20 protein-coding genes are annotated in these 23,849 nt (G+C 37.7%); 1 reads left to right on the forward strand and 19 read right to left on the reverse strand.

Going from position 1 to position 23,849, the window contains the following annotated elements; all coding sequences use genetic code 11:
* Positions 1-94: 94 nt before the first annotated feature.
* From ACR65M_RS11660 to ACR65M_RS11675, 4 genes are all read right to left on the reverse strand, one after another.
* Entirely contained in the window at positions 95-1,054 is a 960-nt protein-coding gene (locus ACR65M_RS11660; protein WP_440273388.1) for an L-threonine 3-dehydrogenase, read from the reverse strand.
* A 35-nt stretch (positions 1,055-1,089) separates the two neighbouring features.
* Positions 1,090-2,277 carry a glycine C-acetyltransferase gene (locus tag ACR65M_RS11665; protein ID WP_440273389.1) on the reverse strand — a complete coding sequence of 396 codons (1,188 nt, stop codon included), beginning with the start codon at positions 2,275-2,277 and terminating at the stop codon, positions 1,090-1,092.
* Positions 2,278-2,939: 662 nt separating this feature from the next.
* A complete protein-coding gene (locus tag ACR65M_RS11670; RefSeq protein WP_440273390.1) occupies positions 2,940-3,986 on the reverse strand; it encodes a serine hydrolase domain-containing protein in 1,047 nt (348 codons plus the stop codon).
* Between the two features lie 8 nt (positions 3,987-3,994).
* On the reverse strand, positions 3,995-4,951 hold the full coding sequence (locus ACR65M_RS11675; protein ID WP_440273391.1) for a GNAT family N-acetyltransferase: 957 nt from the start codon (positions 4,949-4,951) through the stop codon (positions 3,995-3,997).
* 348 nt (positions 4,952-5,299) lie between these two features.
* On the opposite strand from ACR65M_RS11675, the gene ACR65M_RS11680 reads away from it, so the two are divergent.
* Positions 5,300-7,933: a glycosyl hydrolase family 18 protein gene (locus ACR65M_RS11680; RefSeq protein ID WP_440273392.1), complete on the forward strand. Its 2,634-nt coding sequence runs from the start codon at positions 5,300-5,302 to the stop codon at positions 7,931-7,933.
* Between the two features lie 108 nt (positions 7,934-8,041).
* Here the strand turns inward: ACR65M_RS11680 and ACR65M_RS11685 are convergent, their stop codons facing one another.
* The 15 genes from ACR65M_RS11685 to ACR65M_RS11755 form a co-directional block, all read right to left on the reverse strand.
* The gene (locus ACR65M_RS11685; RefSeq protein ID WP_440273393.1) at positions 8,042-9,019 is read right to left on the reverse strand and encodes an N-acetylglucosamine kinase; all 978 of its coding nucleotides are present in this window, start codon (positions 9,017-9,019) and stop codon (positions 8,042-8,044) included.
* Between the two features lie 73 nt (positions 9,020-9,092).
* Positions 9,093-9,953, reverse strand: a complete 861-nt coding sequence (locus ACR65M_RS11690) for a MurR/RpiR family transcriptional regulator (protein ID WP_440273394.1) — start codon at positions 9,951-9,953, stop codon at positions 9,093-9,095.
* A gap of 139 nt (positions 9,954-10,092) precedes the next feature.
* Positions 10,093-11,040: a GNAT family N-acetyltransferase gene (locus ACR65M_RS11695; protein WP_440273395.1), complete on the reverse strand. Its 948-nt coding sequence runs from the start codon at positions 11,038-11,040 to the stop codon at positions 10,093-10,095.
* A gap of 1 nt (position 11,041) precedes the next feature.
* The gene (murQ, locus tag ACR65M_RS11700) at positions 11,042-11,956 is read right to left on the reverse strand and encodes an N-acetylmuramic acid 6-phosphate etherase (protein ID WP_440273396.1); all 915 of its coding nucleotides are present in this window, start codon (positions 11,954-11,956) and stop codon (positions 11,042-11,044) included.
* 12 nt (positions 11,957-11,968) lie between these two features.
* Entirely contained in the window at positions 11,969-13,117 is a 1,149-nt protein-coding gene (locus ACR65M_RS11705; protein ID WP_121448371.1) for an exo-beta-N-acetylmuramidase NamZ family protein, read from the reverse strand.
* Between the two features lie 53 nt (positions 13,118-13,170).
* On the reverse strand, positions 13,171-13,794 hold the full coding sequence (locus ACR65M_RS11710) for a YesL family protein (protein ID WP_440273397.1): 624 nt from the start codon (positions 13,792-13,794) through the stop codon (positions 13,171-13,173).
* A gap of 92 nt (positions 13,795-13,886) precedes the next feature.
* The gene (locus ACR65M_RS11715; RefSeq protein ID WP_440273398.1) at positions 13,887-15,482 is read right to left on the reverse strand and encodes an extracellular solute-binding protein; all 1,596 of its coding nucleotides are present in this window, start codon (positions 15,480-15,482) and stop codon (positions 13,887-13,889) included.
* Between the two features lie 96 nt (positions 15,483-15,578).
* Positions 15,579-16,499, reverse strand: a complete 921-nt coding sequence (locus ACR65M_RS11720) for a carbohydrate ABC transporter permease (RefSeq protein ID WP_121448374.1) — start codon at positions 16,497-16,499, stop codon at positions 15,579-15,581.
* 13 nt (positions 16,500-16,512) lie between these two features.
* Complete coding sequence (locus tag ACR65M_RS11725) at positions 16,513-17,490, reverse strand: ABC transporter permease (protein WP_121448375.1); 978 nt, start codon at positions 17,488-17,490, stop codon at positions 16,513-16,515.
* A 118-nt stretch (positions 17,491-17,608) separates the two neighbouring features.
* A complete protein-coding gene (locus ACR65M_RS11730) occupies positions 17,609-18,319 on the reverse strand; it encodes a PIG-L family deacetylase (RefSeq protein ID WP_121448376.1) in 711 nt (236 codons plus the stop codon).
* A gap of 294 nt (positions 18,320-18,613) precedes the next feature.
* Positions 18,614-19,552, reverse strand: coding sequence for an N-acetylmuramic acid 6-phosphate etherase (murQ, locus tag ACR65M_RS11735; RefSeq protein ID WP_440273399.1), 939 nt, complete (start codon positions 19,550-19,552; stop codon positions 18,614-18,616).
* 18 nt (positions 19,553-19,570) lie between these two features.
* Entirely contained in the window at positions 19,571-20,191 is a 621-nt protein-coding gene (locus ACR65M_RS11740) for a YesL family protein (RefSeq protein WP_341333317.1), read from the reverse strand.
* Between the two features lie 39 nt (positions 20,192-20,230).
* The gene (locus tag ACR65M_RS11745) at positions 20,231-21,127 is read right to left on the reverse strand and encodes an ABC transporter permease subunit (RefSeq protein WP_121448379.1); all 897 of its coding nucleotides are present in this window, start codon (positions 21,125-21,127) and stop codon (positions 20,231-20,233) included.
* 11 nt (positions 21,128-21,138) lie between these two features.
* Positions 21,139-22,095, reverse strand: a complete 957-nt coding sequence (locus ACR65M_RS11750) for an ABC transporter permease (RefSeq protein ID WP_440273400.1) — start codon at positions 22,093-22,095, stop codon at positions 21,139-21,141.
* Between the two features lie 75 nt (positions 22,096-22,170).
* Positions 22,171-23,784 carry an extracellular solute-binding protein gene (locus tag ACR65M_RS11755; protein WP_121448380.1) on the reverse strand — a complete coding sequence of 538 codons (1,614 nt, stop codon included), beginning with the start codon at positions 23,782-23,784 and terminating at the stop codon, positions 22,171-22,173.
* Between the last annotated feature and the right edge of the window lie 65 nt (positions 23,785-23,849).

The raw sequence follows: 23,849 nt of genomic DNA on the forward strand, positions 1-23,849 counted from the left end.
CAAATTAATGAAAAAGTGTTAAATTTAATATGGATAGGTGTTTTATATATGTCTCATTTGGCTAGGTCAGTTCATTCATACTCCTCCTTTTTATTTAGCCTGCATTTTTCACTAGCTTGACACTCAATTTTTCTAACATATCTTTGGTCATTGATTCAAGATCATATTGTGCTTTAAAGCCCCACTCTTCTTTTGCTGCAGTTGCATCAATTGAATTTGGCCAGCTTTCAGCGATCGCTTGACGGACTGGGTCAACATCATAATTCATCGTAAAATCGGGAATATGCTTTTTGATAACTGCTGCAATTTCTTCTGGCGCAAAGCTCATCGCTGTAACATTGAAAGCATTTCGGTGTTTTAGCTTGCACTCCTCTGCTTCCATTAAGTCTACAATCGCTTGAAGCGCATCTGGCATATACATCATATCCATATACGTACCTTTATCAATATACGATGTATAGCTTTTATTTTTCAGTGCTTCATAATAAATTTCCACAGCATAATCTGTTGTACCACCACCAGGTGGGGTCACATACGAAATAAGCCCTGGGAAACGGAGTCCTCTTGTATCAACACCAAATTTATGATTGTAATAATCACAAAGTAATTCGCCAGAAACCTTGTTCACACCATACATGGTGGTAGGGCGCTGAATGGTGTCCTGTGGGGTTGCATCCTTTGGTGTAGAAGGACCAAATGCCCCAATTGAACTTGGTGTGAAAAATTGACAACGCAATTCACGAGCAACTTCTAATGCATTTACAAGTCCACCCATATTTAAATTCCAAGCTAATAGTGGCTTCGCTTCTGCAGTTGCGGATAGCAATGCTGCTAAGTGAATTAATGTGTCTGCATTGTATTTTTTCGTAATATCGTACATTGCTTTTCCATCTGTTACATCTAAAATTTCAAACGGACCAGAGTGAACAACGTCACTATCCGTTTTTCGAATATCTGTTGCCACAACATTTTGAGCACCATAAACGTTACGAAGTTTTGTGACAAGCTCTGAACCGATTTGGCCCAAGGCTCCAGTAACAATAATTTTCTCCATTATTCATTCCCCCAAGATGATCTTCTGATCAGCTTTTAGATAATGTTCATTTCCTTGCCTACTTTTTCATAAATGGCAACGGCTTCATCAAGCATTTCTTTTGTATGTGCAGCTGTTGGCATATTGCGGACCCTTCCTGTTCCTTTTGGTACAGTTGGGAATACAATCGATTTTGCATAGACGCCTTCTTCAATTAATCTCTTACTGAACTCTTGTGTTTTAACTTCTTCCCCAACAATTACTGGTGTGATTGGAGTTTCACTGTGGCCAATATCGAAACCACGCTCTTTTAACTGTTGCTTGAAGTAATTGGCATTATCCCATAGCTTGTCGTGAAGTTCAGTGCTGCTCATTAAAATTTCAATTGCTTTTGTAGCGGCAGTAACATCGGCTGGCGTAACAGCAGTTGAGAATAGGAATGGTCTGCTTCGAACTTTTAGCCAATCAATTAACGCCTTCTTACCTGCCACATAACCACCGACAACACCAATCGCTTTTGAAAGAGTTCCAATTTGGAAATCTACTTTATCGGAAAGACCAAAGTGCTTAACCGTACCAGCACCTTTTCCTAAAACACCTGAACCGTGTGCATCATCTACATATGTAATGAGATCAAATTCCTCTGCAATTTCTACGATTTCAGGTAGTTTCGCAATGTCACCATCCATGGAGAAAACTCCGTCTGTGATTACCATGACTTTGTTATATAAACCAGATTCAGTTGCTTCTTTTGCCTTTTTTCGTAAATCATCCATGTCAGAGTGGTTGACACGAATAATTTTCGCCTTTGAAAGACGGCATCCATCAATAATAGAAGCATGATTTAGCTCATCTGAAAGAATCGCATCGTTTTTATCCATAACCGCTGAAATTGCAGCCATATTACAGTTAAAGCCAGATTGATATGAAATCGCTGCCTCTGTATGTTTAAACTCAGCCAGCTTTTCCTCTAATTTTATATGAAGATCAAGTGTACCATTGATGGTTCGAACCGCACCTGCTCCAACTCCGTACGTATCAATTGCTTCCTTCGCAACCTCTTTTAGACGCTCATCGGTAGCTAATCCTAAGTAGTTGTTAGAAGATAGGTTAATAAGCTCTTTTCCATTGATTTTAATAATAGGTCCGTTTGCACCTTGTAGAGGGTCGATTACATTGTAAAGACCTTTCGTCTTTAAATCCTCCAGATTTTCATGCAAAAATGAGTCCAACACCTTCGACATTTGAATCCTCCTTTGTATGTTTGCAAAACACAAGTGTATTTCTAGGGAATACATTTCACTTTTCATAAATCCTTTTATATCAACATTTATACTTCCTACTTTACCACATTATTCATAAAATGTTTATACCCCGTGGACACTTTTTCTTATTATTATTATATTATTTGTTAGTTTTGGATTTGTGATACAAAGAGTGCGTTTTAATCAGTTTGGTTTTGAGTTTTGGAGGACAAAGATCTGCTTTGAAAGCACCTTTGGGGAATTTTGGTAAAAATTTAAGAATAAACGATGGATATGGCTAGGGTTTTGGGGATTTCTGGTAATACTTATTGTATAAACGTGTGATATGAACGAAGTTTTGGAGATTTTTGGTAAAACCCTGAGCATAAACGAGTGATGCGACTAGACGTTTGGTTATTTTTGGTAATACCTAAAGCATAAACGTATGATATGACTGGGCTTTTGGTGTTTTTTGGAAAAACCAAGAGCATAGACGTTTATTATGACAAGACTTTTGGCGATCACTGGTAGAACCCAGATCATAAACGAGCGAAATGACTGGGATTTTGGCGAATTCCAGTAAAACCACTCACTTAATCGCAAGTAACTGCAACAAAAAAAAGACCATCTCTGGTCTCATGTAAAGGTTAATGTTAAACGGACTAAAAATGGGCTCGAATCATATTATGCAACCTCGGTCTTAGCCGTAAAATGTGCGGTTGTCTCCCAAAATGCACACGGTTTGTCAAAAGAATAACAGTAAGGTTCACTTGTGGATCAAACCAGATACTTGTACCTGTGAATCCTGTATGTCCATAAGAACCTTGCGAAAATAGATCACCACAGGATGACAACACCGGGCTTTTTAAAATCCAGCCTAATCCCCTGTACTCCTGGTCAAAAGAGGTAAAATTTTTCTTTGATAAATGTAGAACAGCTTCTGATAGAATTTGCTTTCCCTTATATGCACCATTATTTTCAATCATCTCAGCATATTTTTGAAGGTCTTGAATGGTTGAAAACAAGCCTGCATGACCACTTATTCCACCCATTGACTCTGTATTATCGTCGTGGACGATTCCTTTTTTATAGCCTTTCAGTTTTTCACTAAATTCTGTAGCAGCAAACCTTTCTTTTTCAAAGGTTGGATTAAATCCCGTTTCTATCATTCCAAGTGGGGCAAAGATTTCTTTCTCAACAAACCGTTCAAAAGGTTGCCCTGTTAGTAGCTCAATAATTTTATATAGTGTGATTAATCCTAAATCACTATAGATTACTTTGCTTCCAGTCGGTACTTCGAGTGACTCTCCATAGATCCGTTCAAGGATTTGGTCTGTCGTTAAGTCCTCTACATAATATTGCTTATGTGCAGGCAATCCGGATGTATGTGTTAACAAATGTCTTACTGTAATATGCTCTTTACCCTTCTGTCCAAACTCAGGTAGGAAAAAAGAAACTGGATCATCTAATCGAACTTCCCCATCATCAATCAACTTTAATATGACAGGTAAGGTTGCTACCACTTTAGTCAATGAAGCTAGGTCAAATACAGTATTTTGTTTCATCGGTGTTTTTTCTGGATATACTGCACTATGGCCTATTGCCTCCTCTATGATGACTTTTCCATTATGAGTAATACCTATTACCGCGCCAGGTATATGCTTTAAGTCAATCTCCCTCTGAAGAAATTCTAGTATCTTTTCCCTCATTATGTTACCTACCTTTCTATTTTTTTGAAGTACGAGTGATAGCTTTTGCAAACTTCAAAACCTAATTTGTTATAGAATGTCACTAATCCGGTCCAATCGATAAGCATCGAATGAATATGACGCTTATGCAAATAGGAGACTGCCGCTTCGACAATAAATAGTCCATACCCATTTTTTCGCTCAGTCGAATCAATCCCGAGTGGGCCTATCCCCCCTAACTCTTGTTGATACAAAGGAGCCCAATAGACATTTTGTGCGATGACAGGTGACTTCGAATCATTTATCCTACAGAAGCCGATTATCCGACCATTCTTTTTAAGGACAACAAACTCCCTACCTTGACCACCTTTTTGGAAATATTGAATCGCTTCATATTCCCATCTTCCAGGAAAACAACGATGTAAAAATGATAGAAACTCCTCCTTTTCTACCAATTGAAGAAGTGAATGCGTCACTCCCTGTTTTAAAGGAACCTCTATTTCATGTTCTTCAAAATGACAATCTAAATCATACTCCTTGGTACTATGTATATAACCGAACTTTTCAAACCACCTTGCAGTCTCACCATATTGAGACGGAATTCCCGGAAAGTAGTGCCACGTATCCTTTCCAAGCCATATATGATTCATTCCACTCTCTTGTAATTTTTGCTCTGCATGCTGAAGAAGTTTTTTTCCAATCCCCTGGTTGCGGTAATTTCGATCCACAAGCAATACTTGGATCCATCCCGTTTCTTTACTAATCCCAACATCTATTTCATCCCGCCATCTTTTAGCTACAACAAATCCAACTACTTGATTTTCTTCATTTACCGCAATAAGTGAACCCTCTGTAAACACATTACAATCATCAAAGCTATTTTGTTTAAATAAATCAAGACTCATCGGAAAATCGCGACCTATCTCCCGATTCCAAAGACCTACCAACTCTTCTAACCTATCAATATTCCAACTTCTGTATTCCATACATTCAGCTCCCTTTAGTAGGTTTTTAAAAGCTATCACTACTTATTGATAAAACGCGATTTCCAAATCAACAAGAATATATCGATAACGAGCATTTTAAAATAATAATTTATACCTATATTAACAATATTGAAATAAAAATTCAATGGTGATACACTAGATTTACAATATCAGCCATTTTTTCCTAGGTTGATAGAATCAGTGGGAGGTGATTTCTAGGAAATCGATAAAAAGTATTACAACCTACACCATGCTCTTACCACCACGATATGTTCCAGCAAGTTTCCTCAAGATTAAACATAAGTACATTTTCAAAAATTGGATTAATTTATAAGGGGATGAAAAAGTTTGTCGAAATTTTTCCGAATACTTTGTTTACTAATTATCATTTTTGGAAGCGTTGTCACAAGTGCTTTTGCACAAGACGGAGATTCCAACTCAGCCTCTTACATCGATGTTACCACAACTGAAGAAGGTGGAAATACCGTAAAAGGCAGTCCATTAGTTACAGCTGTTCCTGATCCATCAAAACCTGTAGAAAAAGTACAATTCTTTGCAAAGGCTGTTAATGAGCCTGATTCTATCTACTATCCCTATGCCCCTTTATCAAAGGCTCCTTATTCGTGGAGTTGGGCTACTGGAGATCCGTGGGTTCCAGATGGCGAATATAGCCTACGAGTTGATATCACCTATACTTCAGGTGAAGTTGAGACAGTTGTAAGAAACGTTCTTGTTAAAAACTATGCAGAGCCAACGTCTCCTGCATCACCTAAGGATTTACAGGTAACATCTCGAACAGCCTCAAGTGTTAACTTGACGTGGACTAAATCTACTTCTACAAAGCTATTTAACTATGAGATTTACCAAGGTGGAGAAAAAATTGCAGAAACGAAAGAGACTTCAATTGAGATTGAAGGATTAGAAGCTGATACCTTATATTCATTTAGGGTGAAGGCAAAGGACATTTATAATAACCTTTCTATTGATGACAATACCATTACTGTTTTAACAAATGAAGCTGTTTCATCTCAACCTTTTATCAGTGAAATCCAAGCCCCTGAGCCAAACGGAGTCTCCCCTAGAAGCGAGGGTTATTCCGGCTCGATTAACGTTTCAGTATCTGCGGAAGACCCAAGTGTAGAAAATGTTGAGATATTTGTTAAAACAACTGCTGCACCGGAAAGCGGCTATTGGAAGTTTCCTGGTACAAAAAAAGACGGTGATGTATACAGCGTTGGTTGGGATACAACATCTGCACCCGAGGGTACTGCCATTATAAAAGCAGTCGCTACAGATGCGCAAGGTCAAAAAACAACGGTTACAAGAATATTCTTAGTAGATAATATCGTAGAAGGATATATCCCACCAGAATGGGATCCTGCTGACGCACCACCACAAAATTACATGATTGCCTATTTAGCAGGCTGGGCTACATTAAGTGGATTCGATATTATGCATGATTTAGATGCAAGTCGACTCACGCATATCAACTATGCATTCGGGCTTGTTGGAGAAGACCATAAAATCAAAATGAGTGACCCTACAAATGATCCGATTAATTTTGCAGAGCTCCGCAAATTAAAGGAAAAGTATCCACATTTGAAAACAACAATTGCTGTTGGTGGTTGGGGTGGTTCTGGAGGCTTCTCAGAAGCTGCAGCCACCGATGAAGCAAGAACAATCTTTGCCAATAGTTTAGTAGATTTTATTATTGAACATGGCTTTGATGGTGTTGATCTAGATTGGGAATATCCAGTTAGTGGCGGAGGTCCTGGCACATACCCGAACCCTGCTGACAAAGAAAACTACCCTCTTCTTTTAGAAAAAATACGTGAAAAGCTTGATGAACAAGGAGAAAAGGATGGTAATCATTATTCATTGTCCATTGCTGGAGCCGCTAATACAGGCTTTGTACAGAATGCAACACTTGGGGAATCCCAACAATATTTAGACTATGTACAAATCATGACATATGATATCCATGGAACTTGGGAACCACTTGCGGATCATAACGCACCGCTTTATGATGACAACGGTAAAACGTGGAGTGTGGATAAGGCAGTAACGGCCTACTTAGATGCGGGGGTACCTGCTGAAAAAATCGTAATGGGCGTTCCATTTTACGGATACCGTTACGATGTAACTTCAAGTGAAAACAATGGTCTTCGTCAACCATATGAGGGCAGTGGGTCAGCAACATACAGTCGAATTATGCGTGATGATTATTTAAATAATGGGTATAAGCGTTTCTGGGATGAAGGAACACAAACACCATACTTATTTAACGCTGAAAAATCAATTTTTATCACATATGATGATCCAGAATCAATGCAGATCAAAGCTAACTATATTCGTGAGAGAGGCCTTGGAGGAGCAATGATTTGGGAGGTCAGTCAAGACCATGGTATTGATTTACTAGACTCTTTATATCAGGTTTTAAAGGATCCGATTCAGGTAAACTTAAATACGGTTAATATATCCGTTAAAAATGAAACAATCCAACAAAATCTTCAAGCAGAATTTAGCCTTGAAGGTATTCTAGCTAACAACCAAAAAGCCGACCTGACAAATGCAGGCATTGAATGGTTTAGCTCTAATTCCAATGTTGCATCGATTGCAAACGGCAAACTGAATGCAAATAACGCAGGCACCACAGAAATTCACGCAATTGTTACCTATAAAGGTAAAGAAGTAAAGTCGAATATCATTACTATCACAGTCGAGACAACAACGGCTTCTTTAATTGAACAAATCACTAGCTTAGAAGAAGATGGGGTGATCAAGCATTCCCTATTAAAACAGTTAACAAACCGACTAATTCAGGCAGAACATCATTATCAAAAAGGTAACAATGAACAAGCGATTAAACATATAGGCTTTTTTCTAAAACACCTCAATAAGAGTGATGCCTCTGAAGAAGTAAAAGCGATGCTGGAAAGCAACGTGAAATCGATTGAGAAATCGTATTTAACTAAGATATAAGTTGAATCAAAAAAAGAAGGTTTTCTTGGATATTAGAAAACCTTCTTTTCAATTTTGCAACTCAAAAAATAAAGTGCAATTATACTTGATTGCAACAGGAAGATTGCTTTACAATTTTTCCTTACTAAATCCCTCAATAAATCCCGCATCCACTTTAATATTTTCCTCAAGCAGTCCCGCAATCACTGCCCCACCAACAGGCTCAATTTCCGGTCTAATTAGCTTAGTGTTGATTGAATATTTCTCAAAGATCTCTTCCATTGGTCCCTTAAATAAATCAAGGCGATTAAACAGTCCTCCTGCAAGTACGACCGGTATTTCATGTGCTCTTTCGTTTTCGTTAAATTGCTTGTTTATTAAACAACTCACTGCTTCTCCAATATGAATGGCATTTTTTTGAATGATTGCTTGAGCAACTTTGTCACCATGATCTGCAGCAGTAAAGACATGCCTACTTAAAGAGGCAATCAATTCTTTAGGATTTACTGCGTTATAAATAGAATGGATGATTTCTGGAAGAGTCTCTACTTGAAAATGACCACATATTAATGAGGTTAACTCCGTTCTGCTCCCTAATCCGTCATGAGCACGAAAGGCTTCCTGTAATCCTTCGCTACCTACAGCAAAGCCACTTCCTCCCTCACCTAGTAGATAGCCCCAACCACCAACACGGTCAAGAATTCCCTCGTTATTTAACCCAAATGTTATTGAACCCGTACCGGCAATTTGGACAACACCTGGTTTTCCTAACGTACCAGAATACAAGGCAGTGATTGCATCATTATTCACCGTTACCAGAATAGACTCTGGTAATAGGGATTCCAGCAGTAGTTTCATCTCTTTACGCGCCGAAGGATGGTCAACTCCTGACATCCCTGCATACGCTCTTTTCACCTCTTTAAAGGTATCCCTGCTCTCGGTCTTCAATATATCTATTAACTTACCAAGCTCTTTTTTCAAATCTTCCTTTTTTACATTATTAGGGTTTGATGCCCCTACTGTTGCTTCAGCTATAATAGTTCCTGCTTCTGTGGCAATGACCCCTTTTGTTTTCGTTCCACCACCATCAATGCCTAAAATATACATGGTATGATTCCCCCGATTTTTGTGATAAAAAAGACTAACCCATTTTCGAGTTAGCCCTAGATTTTAGTTGTTTTTACTTATTCTTACCCATTAGAAACTCTACCGCTTCACGAGTCGCATTTAAATGCATCAATGTATCATCGTATTGTAATGAGGCTACACACATGAAAAGAATGTCAATGACTTGTAGTTGCGCAATACGCGAGGAAGTAGCACCGCTCCTAAAGGTCGTTTCTTTTGTTACAGAAGTATACAATTTAATATCCGCAGCATCGGTAACAAATGAGCTACCGTATTTTGTTAAACTAATCGTCGTAGCCTTCTTCTCCTTCGCTAGCTGCAATACCCGCGCAACCTCTTTTGTTTCTCCCGAGAATGAAATTCCGACAACCACGTCACCAGCTTCTGCATTTGCAACTTGAGTGGCTGCCATGTGCATATCAGCGAATGCGTAAGCCGTTTTATTGATTCGAAGGAATTTCTGCTGTGCATCCTGAGCGATAATGCTTGATGCCCCTACACCAATAAAATGGATTTTCCTTGCATTTCTGACTACCTCAATCGCCTTTTCGAGCTCATCAACATTCAGTAACTCAGCGGTTTCTCTAATTGTTTGGATACTATTATTCGTCATCTTTTCAATTACAGAACCAATTGACTCATTCGGCTCAATATCGCTAAATCCCATTTCATTTGTTTTTTGAAGATCCCCTGCAATTCGTAGCTTTAAATCTTGAAATCCTTTTAAATTAAGAGATTTACAAAGCCTTATGACTGCTGCACCACTCGTTGAACTTCTTTTTCCAAGTTCATTTGCAGTTAATGAAATTGACTCCTGTGGATTCTCAATGATATAAGAGGCAATTTTTTTCTCAGATGGCGGCAAGCTTGGTAGCATTTCTGTAAGAATAACAAGTCCTCCATTTGTAGACATACATGTATCAGCTCATTTCTATTTATCTAACTACTATTGTTTACAGTTGTTACGTTCCATGTTGGATAGTTCCCAATTATAACAATAGACTAAAATAATCCCTAATTTCAACTTAAATGTAAGCACGTCATCTATGAAATTAAATATCCCTTTTCATAACATGGAATGTTCGAGTGATTATGAAACCCGTTTTTTTGTAAAGGTATCCAGCTGAGGTCTTTTCACCTGTCCAAAGGAACCAAGCCCCGTGTAAACTCTCTGCTTTCATACTCTGCAAGCAAAGATGCAATAGAATTTTCCCCAGCCCTTTTCCTTGCTGCTCCGGGTCAACTCCAAATGGTCCGAACCGGTCTGGTACCTGTTCATAGCCTCCATAAATACAAAACCCTACAACTTTATCACCTTGTCTGGCAACAAGAATTCGCTCCATAGGTAATCCCTGTAGGACGCCTTCACGAATGGCTCTTCCCCAATCCGGGTTAAATTTTACGTTTGCAAATTGGATAACTTCATAAAGGTCTTTATCCTCTGCTTTTGTAAAGGTGTATCCCTCTTCCTCTCTTTGTTTCACAAGTTCCTTTATCTCATCGGAAAGCTTAAAATCAACTAAATTACGATCCATCGCTATTGGAGAATAAAGCTTAGTAAAACCTTGTGCCTGTAAAAACTGATAGGCTTGCGGATAAGCAGCTTCATCAATCCCTGGCATGATATAATTTGGTGCATAAGAAGAGAAAAATACATGCTTTCTATTATTCTCTTTTAGAAAATGAACAGCCTCTTTCATTAATTGTGCACCAACACCTGTCCGTTGGTAATCTTTATCGACGAAAAAGAAAGGTATCCATCCGTTGTCTGGTTCCAAATCTGTTCCGAACATTGGCAACAGCCTTCTTACTGCATACACACAGCCTATTAACTTATGATTCTCAAAAGCAAGTCTCATTCCTGCTGGATCAAAATTCGCATCTAATAAAACAAGATTACGAAAACGCCTGGAAGTGATCGGATCCTTCCATAAGGTTTGATTCCAAAGTTCTACAATTTGTTTTTCATCACCTGATTGATAGTATCTATATTCCACCATATTAATTCCCTTCCTTACTAGCCAATTCGATTGCCTTTCGTACAAATCCATTAGCTGAGTGAATGTATTTTTTTGCGTCCTCAAAGGAGACAGCTGCTTTTATCATGACAATAGCTGGTTTAACCTCGTAGTTGGTTTTTTCCAATATTTCTGTTGCCTTTTCATAAGAAACATTTGTAATGGTGGAAACAATATTTTTTGCACGTTCCTGAAGCTTGATATTGCTTACTTTTAAATCGACCATTAGATTTTCATATACTTTTCCAACCTTTATCATCGTTGAGGTTGTGATCATATTTAAGATCAATTTATGGGCAGTCGCAGCCTTCATCCGGGTTGAACCAGTCAGTACCTCAGGTCCCGTTTCAACTTCGATGGCAAGGTCAGCATGCTGGCTAATCTTTGAGTTTTTATTACTAGACAAACTAACTGTCTTCGCACCAATTTGCTGCGCATATTGAAGCGCTCCAATCACATATGGCGTTCTTCCGCTTGCAGCAATCCCGATAACAACATCAATTTCTGTAAGGTTTCTTTCCTCCAAGTCCCTAGCACCTAAATGGATATTGTCTTCCGCGCCCTCCACTGCTTGAATAAAAGCATTATTTCCACCTGCGATAATTGCTTGCACAAGGTCAGTGGGAGTACTAAAAGTTGGTGGGCATTCAACTGCATCCAAAATCCCAATTCTCCCACTCGTACCTGCGCCAATATAAAACAATCTGCCACCTTGACTTAAAGATTGATAGACGATTTCTACAGTCTTTTCTATCTCGGGCAGAACATCTTCTACACGATAAGCTACTGTTTTATCCTCATTATTAATAGTCTTTAAGATTTCCATAGTGGACATATTATCGATATTCGCAGAACTTTTATTTCTCAATTCGGTTGTTAAAGTTGAAATATTTGTCATATTTTTACCATCCTATTTATACAAAAGATATGGTTCTCTTTGTTTTTTGAAAGAAGCCACTTGCCCTTCACATGCCTCCAAGAAATCACCTGAAGTTCCATGTAAAATGTATTCCCTTAACTTTTTCGTTCCCGCTAATAAATCAAAAAAGTATTTTCCATTATTATTACTGATAAAGCTGAAATCATGTGGATACATGTCAGCTATCGTTTCTATAAGTAAAATTCCTGCTTCCAAAGAATTTAATATTCGTCTATCAACTACATGTAGTTGTATTCCTCGACATACTTCGTCTTTATGCTTTTGATAGGTAGGAATAAACGATGTAGGGCGTGCTAACACACCAGAAATCTTTTTTTGGTTAAATGTCCTTGCTAACCTTTGCCCGTCTATATATGGAGCACCAATATATTCAAAAGGTCTTGTCGTTCCTCTTCCTTCTGATAAATTTGTTCCTTCCACAAGACAAGTACCTGGATATAAGATATTCATATCAATGTTTGTTGTGTTCGGAGAAGGAGGTACCCAAAAAAGGCCTGTTTCATCATAGTACATATCTCTATTCCAACCTTGCATTGGAACAATAGTTAACTCACAATCATACCCAAATTCATGTTTAAATAATAAAGCAAGTTCCCCGACAGTCATGCCATGTCTGTTCGGTATTGGTAGTAAACCTACAAACGACCTTACATCCTCTTCTACTAAGTTCCCTTCCAATCTTTCTCCTGAAACAGGATTAGGTCGGTCCAAAACAACGAATTCTTTTCCGTATTCCGCGCAAGCCTCCATCACATAGGCCATCGTGTAAATAAATGTATAATATCTTGAGCCAATATCTTGAAGATCAAAAACGACCACATCAATTGGGTCTAACATTTCCTTAGAGGGTTTTCGACTTTCCCCATATAAACTAAAAACTGGTAACCCCGTATCTGGATCCACTGTTGTTTCTACCTTTTCCCCTTCCTTCGCATCGCCACGAATGCCATGCTCAGGTGCGTATAATGCTGCTAACTGTATGTCTGGGTGTTCATAAAATAAGTCAATTGAAGGAACAAGGTTTTGATTAACACCCGTAATATTTGTTACAAGCCCAATACGTTTACCTAGATAGTCTTTATATTGACTCTCTAAAAAAACATCTAAACCAATCTTCATTAAACCACTCCTAACCATCCGTTCCTCAATAGGTCTGCTCATGTTTATATTCATCATTCTTGGATTTCTTCTTTTGGAAATGATTTAATCGAAATCCACATAAGTACATAACACAGTAAAGAACCACCAAAATAAAGAATTAACATCGGTACCATTCGTAAGAGAGTGAGCACCAAAAGACAGCCTACGATCATGAATAGAGTTTGAAAAGGACGACCAATCGCCATAATTAATGCATATTTGATATATTCTAACGTTTTAAACTGATAATGAACGAAAACCGGAAAAATATAGAGCGCAACTGTAAAATACACCAATAATAAAAATAAAAATAAATAAGAAAGTCCAAGTGTAATGATTCCATCAGATTTTTGGAAAAATCGAAGGTCAATGTATAGCACTGCACCTATTACTACCAATGCATACCCAAGTAGGTTCGATTGAATAAACTCGGATTTGTAATATTGCCAGAAGGTCTTAAAAATTGGAATATCTTTCTCACCTAGCATCCCCTTCCGAACAACTGAAAACATCGCTGCTGTGGCAGGGAATAAGCCTAAAACAATGACTCCTAACAATGAAAAGGCTACCCAAAGAAGATTGATATACAATATTCTAGTTATAGCCTCCGCTATTCGATAAATTTTCCAAATTAATCCTTCAAAACCTATACCCATTACATTTCACCTCAAAAACATGTGCCCTATTTGGGACAAGGAACCTGTCCCTGTGACCATCTTTGGTCCAGGGACAGTGAATCCTTTGTTTTTTATTTTGCTTCTGCCCAACGGTCGTATGCTGCTTGGTTGATTTTTGCCATTTCTTCAGCACCTAATTTGTTTAATGTTTTTACGAAATTATCCCACTCACCCTCAATGGATGCTTGACCAGAAACAAATTTCGCTTCCATTTGCTCTAAGTAAGAATCTAAATCTGGTTTAATTGTATTGAGTTTCGCTTGTTCTTCTTCAGTAAAGTACACTTGCGGGAATGGTAATTCCGCATATGGTAAATACTCTTCCTCAATCCAACCTGAAATTAGGTGAATAGTTGGGTTATCTTCTTTTGCAAAGAACTCCTGTTCTAACACCATTGGTACAGGAGTGCCAGCGCCCGGAGCGTGCTGTGCGTTTGCTTGTGTTGTATTCATACCTTCTGGGGCTAACAGCTTCCAGTTTCCTTTATCATCCCACTCCCAGTTCTCACCTTCAACACCTAAACGAGCTAGGTAAGTACCTTCTTCAGAGTACATATAATCCAACCAACGCATAGTTGCTTCCGGTTGTTCATTTTCTGATGAAATCGCTGCACGTCCTCTTTTGATTTCAGAAAGCTTTGTCATAAGCTTTTGATTATTAAGCTCACTTGTTAAAGGTGGTAACAATGGATAATTTGCCCCTAATGTTGGATCAGCATAGCCTACCATTACAATTGGCCAAGTAGGGAAAACACCTACAAGATCTTCTGCTCCTTTAGCTACATATTGTTCCCATGTATGAGAGAATACCTGTTGGTCTAAAAGCTTTTCAGAGTATAAACGGTTTAAGTATTTTAAGTATTCCTTATATCCATCCTGAACGAATGCATATCCAACCTTGCCATCCTTTTCAAAAATTCCGCCTTGTTGGTTAATTCCGAAAGCCGGCATAAAGTGATATCTAAGTTCAGCAACACTTGAAGCAGTTAATGGAATTTCATCCGCTTTTCCGTTTTTATTTGGATCTTTTTCTTTATAATCCTTTAATAATTGGTATAGCTCTTCAGTTGATTCAGGTCTTTTATCAACACCTAGATTTTTTAACCAGTACCCATTCATCCACATAATTGGTACTTGAGATGTTGTAGATGTATCAATCCCTGGTAACGCATAAATATGACCATCTGGTGCTGTTATAGAAGACTTTAAATCTGGATATTTTTCCATTACCTTTTGTAAATTTGGTGCATATTGGTCAATTAGGTCCTCAAGTGGAGCTAGTAATCCTTGTGTACCGTAGTCAACCTCTTCGGCAGCAGTGAAGTTTGCTCCGAAAAAGACGTCCGGAAGCTCCATACTCGTAAACGCTAATTGTTTTTGCTGTGCATATTGATCTGATGTTGAAGTTCTGTAGGTGAAATCCATATTAGTTAACTCTTTCATTTTCTTGAAGAAATTCATATCTCCCCAATTTGGCTGAAGCGGTGAACTCTGTCCCATCATTTCTAAAGTTAACGCTTCATTTACAATTGGATATCCTGTTGCATTTAAGTTCTTTGGTGCTTCTTTCTCTTTTGATACTTCTTCTTTATTCGAACAGGCTCCAAGAAGTAAACTAGATGCTAACAACACTGTTCCAGCTATTTTCATTTGCTTTTTGAACTTCACAAAGAATCCCCCTTAATTGTAATTATGTTTCATCTAATAAATGCCCCTTGTCAGACTTCCCCCTTCTTTCTCACCCCCTTGTTAAATGGAAAACAATCATCCTTTTACAGAGCCAATCATGACGCCTTTTAAGAAGAAGCGCTGTAAGAATGGATAGGCGATTAATAATGGAGCCGCAGATACAATCATGACTGCATATTTCACAATACTTGCAATTCGTGCTTGTTCCCCAATCGCCTCTATGTTTCCACCTTGCATCATGATTTCTGTTGCAATTTCTTGCTGTATTAAAATTTCCCTTAAAATAAGCTGTAGTGGGAAAAGTTCTCGATCCGTTAAATAAATTAATGCTCCAAAATACTGATTCCAATGGCCGACTCCATAGAATAGAGCCATTACTGCAATAATTGGTGCGGATAATGGTAGCACAATCTGAAAGAACGTTCTGAATACAGAAGCACCATCCACCTCTGCTGCTTCCTCTAAACCTCTTGGAATCGTTACTTTAAAGAAAGTCATTGTTACGATAATATTCCATACAGATGCTGCACTAGGGATAACCATAGCCCAAATGGTATTGACCATTCCTAGATCTCTAACGAGGAGATAAGTTGGAACAAGCCCACCATCAAAGAACATGGTGAAAATCAGCATACCCATTATGACGCCTTTACCAACTAGCTCTGTTCGAGATAAGGCATATGCGCATGGTAAAGTAACAGCCAGGTTAATAAAAGTACCCAACAATGTGTAAAAAATCGTGTTTCGATATCCTATCCAAATGTCTTTACTTTCAAAGACCCTTTGGAATCCTTCAAATGTAATATCCTTTGGGAACAACCACATTTCACCAGAGTTTACAAAGCTCGGGTTACTAATCGATGCACTCACGATATAAATAAGTGGATACATGATAATTATGATGAAAAACCAAACGAGAATTTTATTCGTGATATCAAACATTCGATCCGATTTTGTTTCCATGATTTTGCTAGACTTTTTCGGTTTTATCTTCATGCTGGATACTCCTTTACCATAGACTTGTACCCGTTTTTCTTGCGAGTCTGTTAAATACGATTAAAATGATAAAGTTTATTACGGAGTTAAATAATCCGACAGCCGTCGAGTAGCTAAACTGACCATTCAATAATCCAATGTCATATACATAGGTTTGAATGACTTGGGAAGCCTCTAGGTTCAACGGATTCTGCATTAAAAGGATTTTTTCAAAACCAACTGACATAAAGTTACCCATATTTAAGATGAGGAGAATAATAATTGTTGGCATGATTCCAGGAAGGTTTATATGCCATATCCTTTGCCATCTAGTTGCTCCATCTACTTTTGCGGCTTCATGCAACTGTGGATCAATCCCCGCTAAGGCTGCTAAGTAGATAATCGCTCCCCATCCGAGGTTTTGCCATTCTCCAGAAAACACAAAGATTGTTTTGAACCATGCAGGGCTTGTCATAAAATCAATAGGTTCAAAGCCTAATAGTTGAATGAAATGATTGATAATACCTGTCGCGGGATCCAAAAATGCAATAAGCATACCAACGAAAACAACTACAGAAATAAAATGTGGTGCATAGGTAATAGTTTGGGCGGTTTTTTTGAACTTTCCATCCCTTAATTCATTTAATGACAATGCAACAATTATAGAAACTGGGAAAAGCAATAATTGATATAAATTAATCGATAATGTATTCCACATTAAGTCCCAGAAATAATACGATTCAAAAAATCTAGTAAAATGATCGAAACCAACCCATTCACTACCAAGAATGCCATCTACTGCTCGAAAATTCTTAAATGCAATTTGCACACCATACATTGGATAGTATTTAAAAACTAGAAAATAGATAATTGCTGGTGCTAGTAAAATATATAACTGCCAATGCTTAATGATCTTCCTCATTCTCTGTGTTCTTACTTTACGATCTTTTGGTACCCCGTTTGAAATGGAAGTTTTCGGGTCATTGGTTTCAATATTCACTGTTTTATTCATGAGAGTTGAGACAACCCCTTTCATTCATATATAAGGGAAAAATCCTGGCGCTACACACTCGCATAACGCCTCTTCAAGTAGTTATTCATAGGAAATAGGGGTTTGTTCTTCTCAGAACTTAAATTTCATGTCCTGGAATAAACCCTCTTCTCACATTACCACCTGTTGGGAATTTTAACGTTTGGGCATATTTGGCTCGACTTACACAGCCTCGAACTGTCCCTAGTGCTTTGTAATAGTCATAGTATCGGAATGATTTTGAATTCATAATAAACCAATAGTTTGACAACGCTTCCAGATATGTTTCAAATTCTTCAGACACATCTACAAAAATATCAGGAACGTATCCCTCCATGTCCTCCCAGTTTTCACTATGATAGAATGGGTAGAAATGTGGAGGTAGACCTTCTAGATCAAATCCTGGAAGACCTGCCTTTAATTGGGCAGCTTCTACAATTCTCGGACAAAGTGCATGGTCGGGATGGATACTGTTCACCCAGTGTGTGATTACAACAGTTGGACGCAGTTTACGCATTAGTGTTGCCACACGGGTAACAATCTCATCATCCAGCTTCAATTCTGCATCCTTGTAATCTAGTGTTATACTTTTTCCACCTAAGATTTCTGCCACTTTTTCAGCTTCTTGGATTTTCTGTTTACGGTAGTCATCTACTGATATATGTGGAGGATTTCCTTTTTCACCTGCAGTCAAATGAACAAATGTCACATCCCATCCAGCTTTTGCATATTTATGAGCAATTGCTCCACCTTGAATCTCGACGTCCCCACAGTGTGCTCCTACTAGGACTAAATGCTTCTTATTTTCCATTTTGTTTACACCTCTCCTATTTTTTGTTAATATGTAATTATTTTTAGAATACTCCCAAAACTGTACGTAAGACTATAGGAACTAATTACCATATAAATGAAGATAACGCTTACAAACCTAAATAAAAAATATAGAATTTCTTCTATACTAAACTTTTGAACTATCAACAGTATATCACGGAATAAAAACAAATGAAATCTAATTTTATTAAAAAATATAATATATTGTATTTATATTTCAAAAATTATTAACTTATGCTTCTTATGCAAAAATAATGGCCGACTCATATTAGAGTCAGCCCTTTCCATAGTCACTATTTAAATTTACTGCTTGCTGTGCTACTTCAATCGCTTCTCGAACAAACCCATTTGTAAGTTTGATGCTTTCTTTAGCGACTTCTAAATTAACTGCTGCCTTGATCATCACAATGGCTGGCTTTACTTCATAATTTGTTATTTCTAGTATTTGTTCCACCTTGTTATAAGGCTCTTTCGTTATTGTAGATACAATGTTTTTTGCACGTTCCTTTAATTTCACATTACTAGCATTTACGTCCACCATTAAATTTTCATATACCTTACCTAGTTTTATCATGGATGAGGTAGTAATCATGTTCAATACAAGTTTATGGGAGGTTGCTGCTTTCATACGTGTTGAGCCCGTCAATACTTCTGGTCCTGTTAATACTTCAATGGCTATATCAGAGTATTTACTAATGATTGAATCCTGATTACTCGATAAGCTAATCGTTTTTGCACCAATCTTTTTTGCATACTGAAGTGCACCTACTACATAGGGCGTTCTTCCGCTTGCTGCAATTGCTACTACAACATCATGGTTGGTAAGGTTTTTTGCACCTAAATCCTGTGCCCCTAAATGAGGGTCGTCCTCTGCACCTTCTACTGCTTCCACTAAAGCACGACTTCCCCCAGCCATGATTCCCTGAACCAATTCAGGCGAGGTACGATAGGTTGGCGGGCATTCTACAGCATCCAGGATTCCAAGTCGCCCACTTGTACCGGCTCCTACATAAATTAATCTTCCACCGTTCAATAGCGATTGATAGACGATATCGACAGTCGCTGCAATTTCAGGCAATACTGCTTCTACACAACCAGCAACCTTTTTATCTTCGTCATTAATGGTCTCTAATATCTCTCGAGTTGACAATTGGTCGATATTCATACTTTTTTCATTTCTCATTTCTGTCGTTAATGCTTCAATTTTTAACATGTATCATCCATCCTGTATTCATATTTCTGATGCTTTCTCATATTTAGGGAACGTTTTGGCTGTCCCCCACATAACGACGTAAGCTATAACACTTCCCCCAAAAAAGAAAAGGAAAGCCGGGAAAAACTTCAAAGATAAATAGATACTTATACTAATGATCACAAGTAAAAATATAGTGAGAATTGGATGAACCATCCCTATTACGAATGACCATTTTACATATTGTCCAATCTTTAAATTGAAATGAACAAATAAAGGAAAGATATACAAAAGAATTATAATGTATATTAGAAATAGCGCTATTACACCATAACTGGCTATAAAATAAGCTAGGCTTTCTTGACTTCTTAAAATTTGAAATTCAATCGACAACAAATAACCAATCAATAACATACTAATTCCAATGATATTAGATTTCACAAATTCACTTTTATATGACTTCCAAAAAGACCTAAAAATGTCTATATCTTTTTCTCCAATAATCCATTTTCGGACAACAGCAAACATTGCCACCGTTGCTGGCATAAACCCAAAAACAATTAATCCAAGTAAGGCAAACCCGACCCATAGCAAATTGAGATATGCGAACTTTGTAATTGATACACATAAACGATAATATCCACTTGCTATGCCATTCATGCAAACATCCCCCTATAGATTGATAGTCTTTGTGTAGCCTTATTCTTTAACGGAGCCAATTAATACACCTTTAACAAAAAACCTTTGTAGAAATGGGTAGACAATAAGTAAGGGCAAAGCCGATACAATAATCACCGCATATTTTACTAGTGAAGCCGTTTTTACTTGCTCAACAAAAGACTGAGCTGTCCCCGCTCCCCCTGCGATACCTTCAGCACTAACTTCATTTAAGATCAGTATTTGTCTTAAAATCAGTTGCAGTGGATAAAGACTTTCATCAGATAAATAAATTAATGCGTTAAAATACTGATTCCATAATCCAACAGCATGGAATAGTGCCATTACCGCTATAATCGGAAGCGATAAGGGTAAAACCACTTTACGAAAAATGGTAAAGTCAGAGGCACCATCTATTTTAGAAGCCTCCACTAATTGGTCTGGAATCGTCTGTTCAAAAAAGGTTTTAGCAACAAGAATGGACCATGCTCCTACAACACCTGGGATGACAATCGCCCAAATGGTATTCAACATCCCTAGGGACTGAACAACAAGGTAGGTTGGAATTAACCCCCCACTAAATAGCATGGTGATTAAAATCACCCATAGCAAAATCTTTTTCCCCTTAAGTTCTTTTCGAGATAATGCATATGAACAAGGTAGAAGAACGAGTAGGTGAAGTAAGGTCCCCACAATGGTATAAATAATTGTATTTTTATACCCAACCCATATGGCGTCATTCTGAAAGACCCTTTGAAAACCTGCAAATGATACATCAACTGGCCAAAGCCACATCCTACCGCTATTTACCGCATCGGGATCACTAATAGAAGCACTAATAACAAAAATTAACGGATATACAATGATTAACGTAATAACTGCTACAAATATTGTATTCATGATATCGAACGCTTTATCTGATAGACTAAATGTTTTCATGTGATCACCTCTTACCACAAGCTATTGTTACTAACACGTCTTGCTAAATAGTTGACGAGTACTAGTAGTATGATGTTAATAACAGAATCGAACAATCCAATAGCAGCAGCAAAACTATACTGTCCTTCAATCAAACCGGTTTGATATACAAATGTTTGAATGATATCAGATGTCTCCGCATTTAATGAGTTCTGCATCAAAAGAACTTTTTCAAAACCAATAGACATGAAACTTCCAATATTTAGAATAAATAACACGACAATTGTAGGGAATATCGATGGAATATTAATATGAATAATTCGTTGTATTCTGGTCGCACCATCAACCCTTGCCGCCTCATGTAATTCTGGATTTACTCCTGCTAACGCAGCTAGATAAATAATCGTCCCCCAACCAAGTGACTGCCATTGACCAGACCAAACATATATATGTCGAAACCAGTCAGGGTCTGTTAGGAATCTAATTGGTTCACCGCCCAGGGTTACAACAATATGATTAACTAAACCTGTTACAGGATCTAGAAATGCAACCAGCATACCTACAACAACAACCACAGATATAAAATGTGGGGCATATGTGAGTGTCTGCGACCATTTTTTAAATGGTCCATGCTTTAACTCATTTAAAGCGAGGGCAAAAATGATTGGTAACGGAAATAGTATTAAACCATACGCGCTTAATATGATTGTATTTTTTAAGAGTCGCCAAAAATAATAGGAATTAAAAAAACGCTCAAAGTGTTCAAATCCAATCCAAGGACTACCTACTATTCCCAGATTCGCATAGAAGTCTTTAAAAGCAATTTGAACTCCGTACATAGGGATGTAGTGGAAGATGGTGAAATATGTAAATGCTGGTAGTAAAAATACATATAACTGCCAATTGAGTAATAGATTCTTTTTAGCACGTTTTAATCTACTACTCGCATATACCTGTGTTTGTATGGTTGTTTCTGGTTTAGCCTCCACTTAATAGCCTCCTTTCCAAACAAAAACGGGGGAAGAGGTCTCCCCCTAGACATCCTTTATCTTCCTGTTTCGTTACTATTCTTTTTTATAACGGTCGTACGCAGCCTGATGGATCTTCATTAATTCTTCTAGTCCCATTTTTTCAATCGTTTCTACGTAGTTATCCCATTCCGAGAATGGAAGGTCACCAGAAATAAACTTGTCTCTTTGTTCTGCTACATATTTATTAATATCTGCTCCTGTAGACGATAAAAACCTATTTTCCTCTTCTGTATACAAGAACGCTGGCCAAATTTCTTCAGGAACATATGGCGTAATCTTTTCTGCTGCTTCTAATGAGGTTGGGGCATTTTCAGAGCCTTGGAAATATTCTTGTTTGATGATTCCTTGAATTCCACCTAACCAAGTAAGATACTTTGCAAGCTCCTGTTCCATCGTTAAGCCTTCAGCACTATTTACGATTTTATCTGTATATACATATTTTCCATCAGCTGTTTTCTCGTACGTTTCTCCCTCTACACCCATGTAGTAAAGTCTCGCACCTTCATCACTATAGAAGTAGTCCATCCATCTAACCGTAGCTGCTGGATTTGGATTTTCACTCGTAATGACAAAGTTTCCAATGGAAGATACTGACGGTGCAACCTTAGAAAATTCTTGATGTCCGTTAGGACCCTTTAATGCTGATGCACTTACATAATCACTTCCGATTTCATCTCCAAAAAGTTCTATCGGATCATAGAATACGGTACTTGCATACTTTCCTTCTGAAGCATTTGCTAAGTATTGACCCCAATCAATGGAGAAAATATTTTGCTCAACCAAGCCTTCTGAATAAAGTTTATGTACATATTCTAGCAATGCTTTAAAATCATCTGATGTTGCATAGAAGCGGACCTCGTCTTCATTTTCTGGGTTTACATCAATATTTGCATTTCTGACACCCTTGTTACTGACTCCGAATGAACCCTGTAACCAAGATACAAATTCAGCCATACTTGTCCCACCATATGGTATTTTTCCGGTTTTTTCTTTTGATGCTTTTAAGAATTGGTAAAACTCCTCAGTTGTCTCTGGTACCTCCATACCCGCTGCATCAAGGGCTTCTTGACTAAACCAAGGTCTACTAGCAATTCGAACAGACATAAAATCTGGTGAAACTATAGATGGAAGAGAATAAATATTTCCATCTGGGAAAGTAATTGCCTTTCGTATTTCAGGGTTTTCATCCATTAGTTTCTTTAAATTTGGTGCATATTGATCAATTAGATCGTTTAACTTTAAAAAAGTTCCTTGTTTACCGTATTTAAAAAGATCTAGTGTTGGCATTGCAGATAAGAAAAACACATCTGGAAGATTTCCACCAGCTAAAGCAAGGTTTCTTTTTTCTTCTAAGGAATCTGTTTGTATTTGTTCCCACTCAAGATTGACATTTGTCATTTCGGCATATGTATTCCAAATCAAGATGTCATTCCAATCGGAATTCACATTTTGAGCCGACTTCCCTGTAAAGACTTTTAACGTTAATGGATCTTTGACAATAGGAAAACCTGTTTCATTAACATTGGCTAACGCTTCCTCATCTAATTTTGGATTTTCTTCCTTTTTTGAGGATGTATTGTTGCTACATGCAGCGAGGAGCATGATTAACGCTATTCCTACTAAAAACAATTGTTTTGTCAGTTTCATATTTGTAGTCCCCCTTTATTGGTACTCTTTGTGCTTATTCAAATTACAGAAACTCACCGTTCCCT

It is taken from the genome of Ferdinandcohnia sp. SAFN-114, from assembly GCF_059415045.1.

Coding starts and splice junctions, on each gene's coding strand:
- murQ (WP_440273399.1), bottom strand. CDS start 19,552: ATGTTAAAAATTGAAGCATTAACGACAGAAATGAGAAATGAAAAAAGT.
- ACR65M_RS11740 (WP_341333317.1), bottom strand. CDS start 20,191: ATGAATGGCATAGCAAGTGGATATTATCGTTTATGTGTATCAATTACA.
- ACR65M_RS11720 (WP_121448374.1), bottom strand. CDS start 16,499: ATGAAGATAAAACCGAAAAAGTCTAGCAAAATCATGGAAACAAAATCG.
- ACR65M_RS11690 (WP_440273394.1), bottom strand. CDS start 9,953: ATGTCTACAAATGGAGGACTTGTTATTCTTACAGAAATGCTACCAAGC.
- ACR65M_RS11730 (WP_121448376.1), bottom strand. CDS start 18,319: ATGGAAAATAAGAAGCATTTAGTCCTAGTAGGAGCACACTGTGGGGAC.
- ACR65M_RS11695 (WP_440273395.1), bottom strand. CDS start 11,040: ATGGTGGAATATAGATACTATCAATCAGGTGATGAAAAACAAATTGTA.
- ACR65M_RS11675 (WP_440273391.1), bottom strand. CDS start 4,951: ATGGAATACAGAAGTTGGAATATTGATAGGTTAGAAGAGTTGGTAGGT.
- murQ (WP_440273396.1), bottom strand. CDS start 11,956: ATGACAAATATTTCAACTTTAACAACCGAATTGAGAAATAAAAGTTCT.
- ACR65M_RS11705 (WP_121448371.1), bottom strand. CDS start 13,117: ATGAAGATTGGTTTAGATGTTTTTTTAGAGAGTCAATATAAAGACTAT.
- ACR65M_RS11665 (WP_440273389.1), bottom strand. CDS start 2,277: ATGTCGAAGGTGTTGGACTCATTTTTGCATGAAAATCTGGAGGATTTA.
- ACR65M_RS11710 (WP_440273397.1), bottom strand. CDS start 13,794: ATGGGTATAGGTTTTGAAGGATTAATTTGGAAAATTTATCGAATAGCG.
- ACR65M_RS11660 (WP_440273388.1), bottom strand. CDS start 1,054: ATGGAGAAAATTATTGTTACTGGAGCCTTGGGCCAAATCGGTTCAGAG.
- ACR65M_RS11755 (WP_121448380.1), bottom strand. CDS start 23,784: ATGAAACTGACAAAACAATTGTTTTTAGTAGGAATAGCGTTAATCATG.
- ACR65M_RS11725 (WP_121448375.1), bottom strand. CDS start 17,490: ATGAATAAAACAGTGAATATTGAAACCAATGACCCGAAAACTTCCATT.
- ACR65M_RS11670 (WP_440273390.1), bottom strand. CDS start 3,986: ATGAGGGAAAAGATACTAGAATTTCTTCAGAGGGAGATTGACTTAAAG.
- ACR65M_RS11685 (WP_440273393.1), bottom strand. CDS start 9,019: ATGTATATTTTAGGCATTGATGGTGGTGGAACGAAAACAAAAGGGGTC.
- ACR65M_RS11745 (WP_121448379.1), bottom strand. CDS start 21,127: ATGAAAACATTTAGTCTATCAGATAAAGCGTTCGATATCATGAATACA.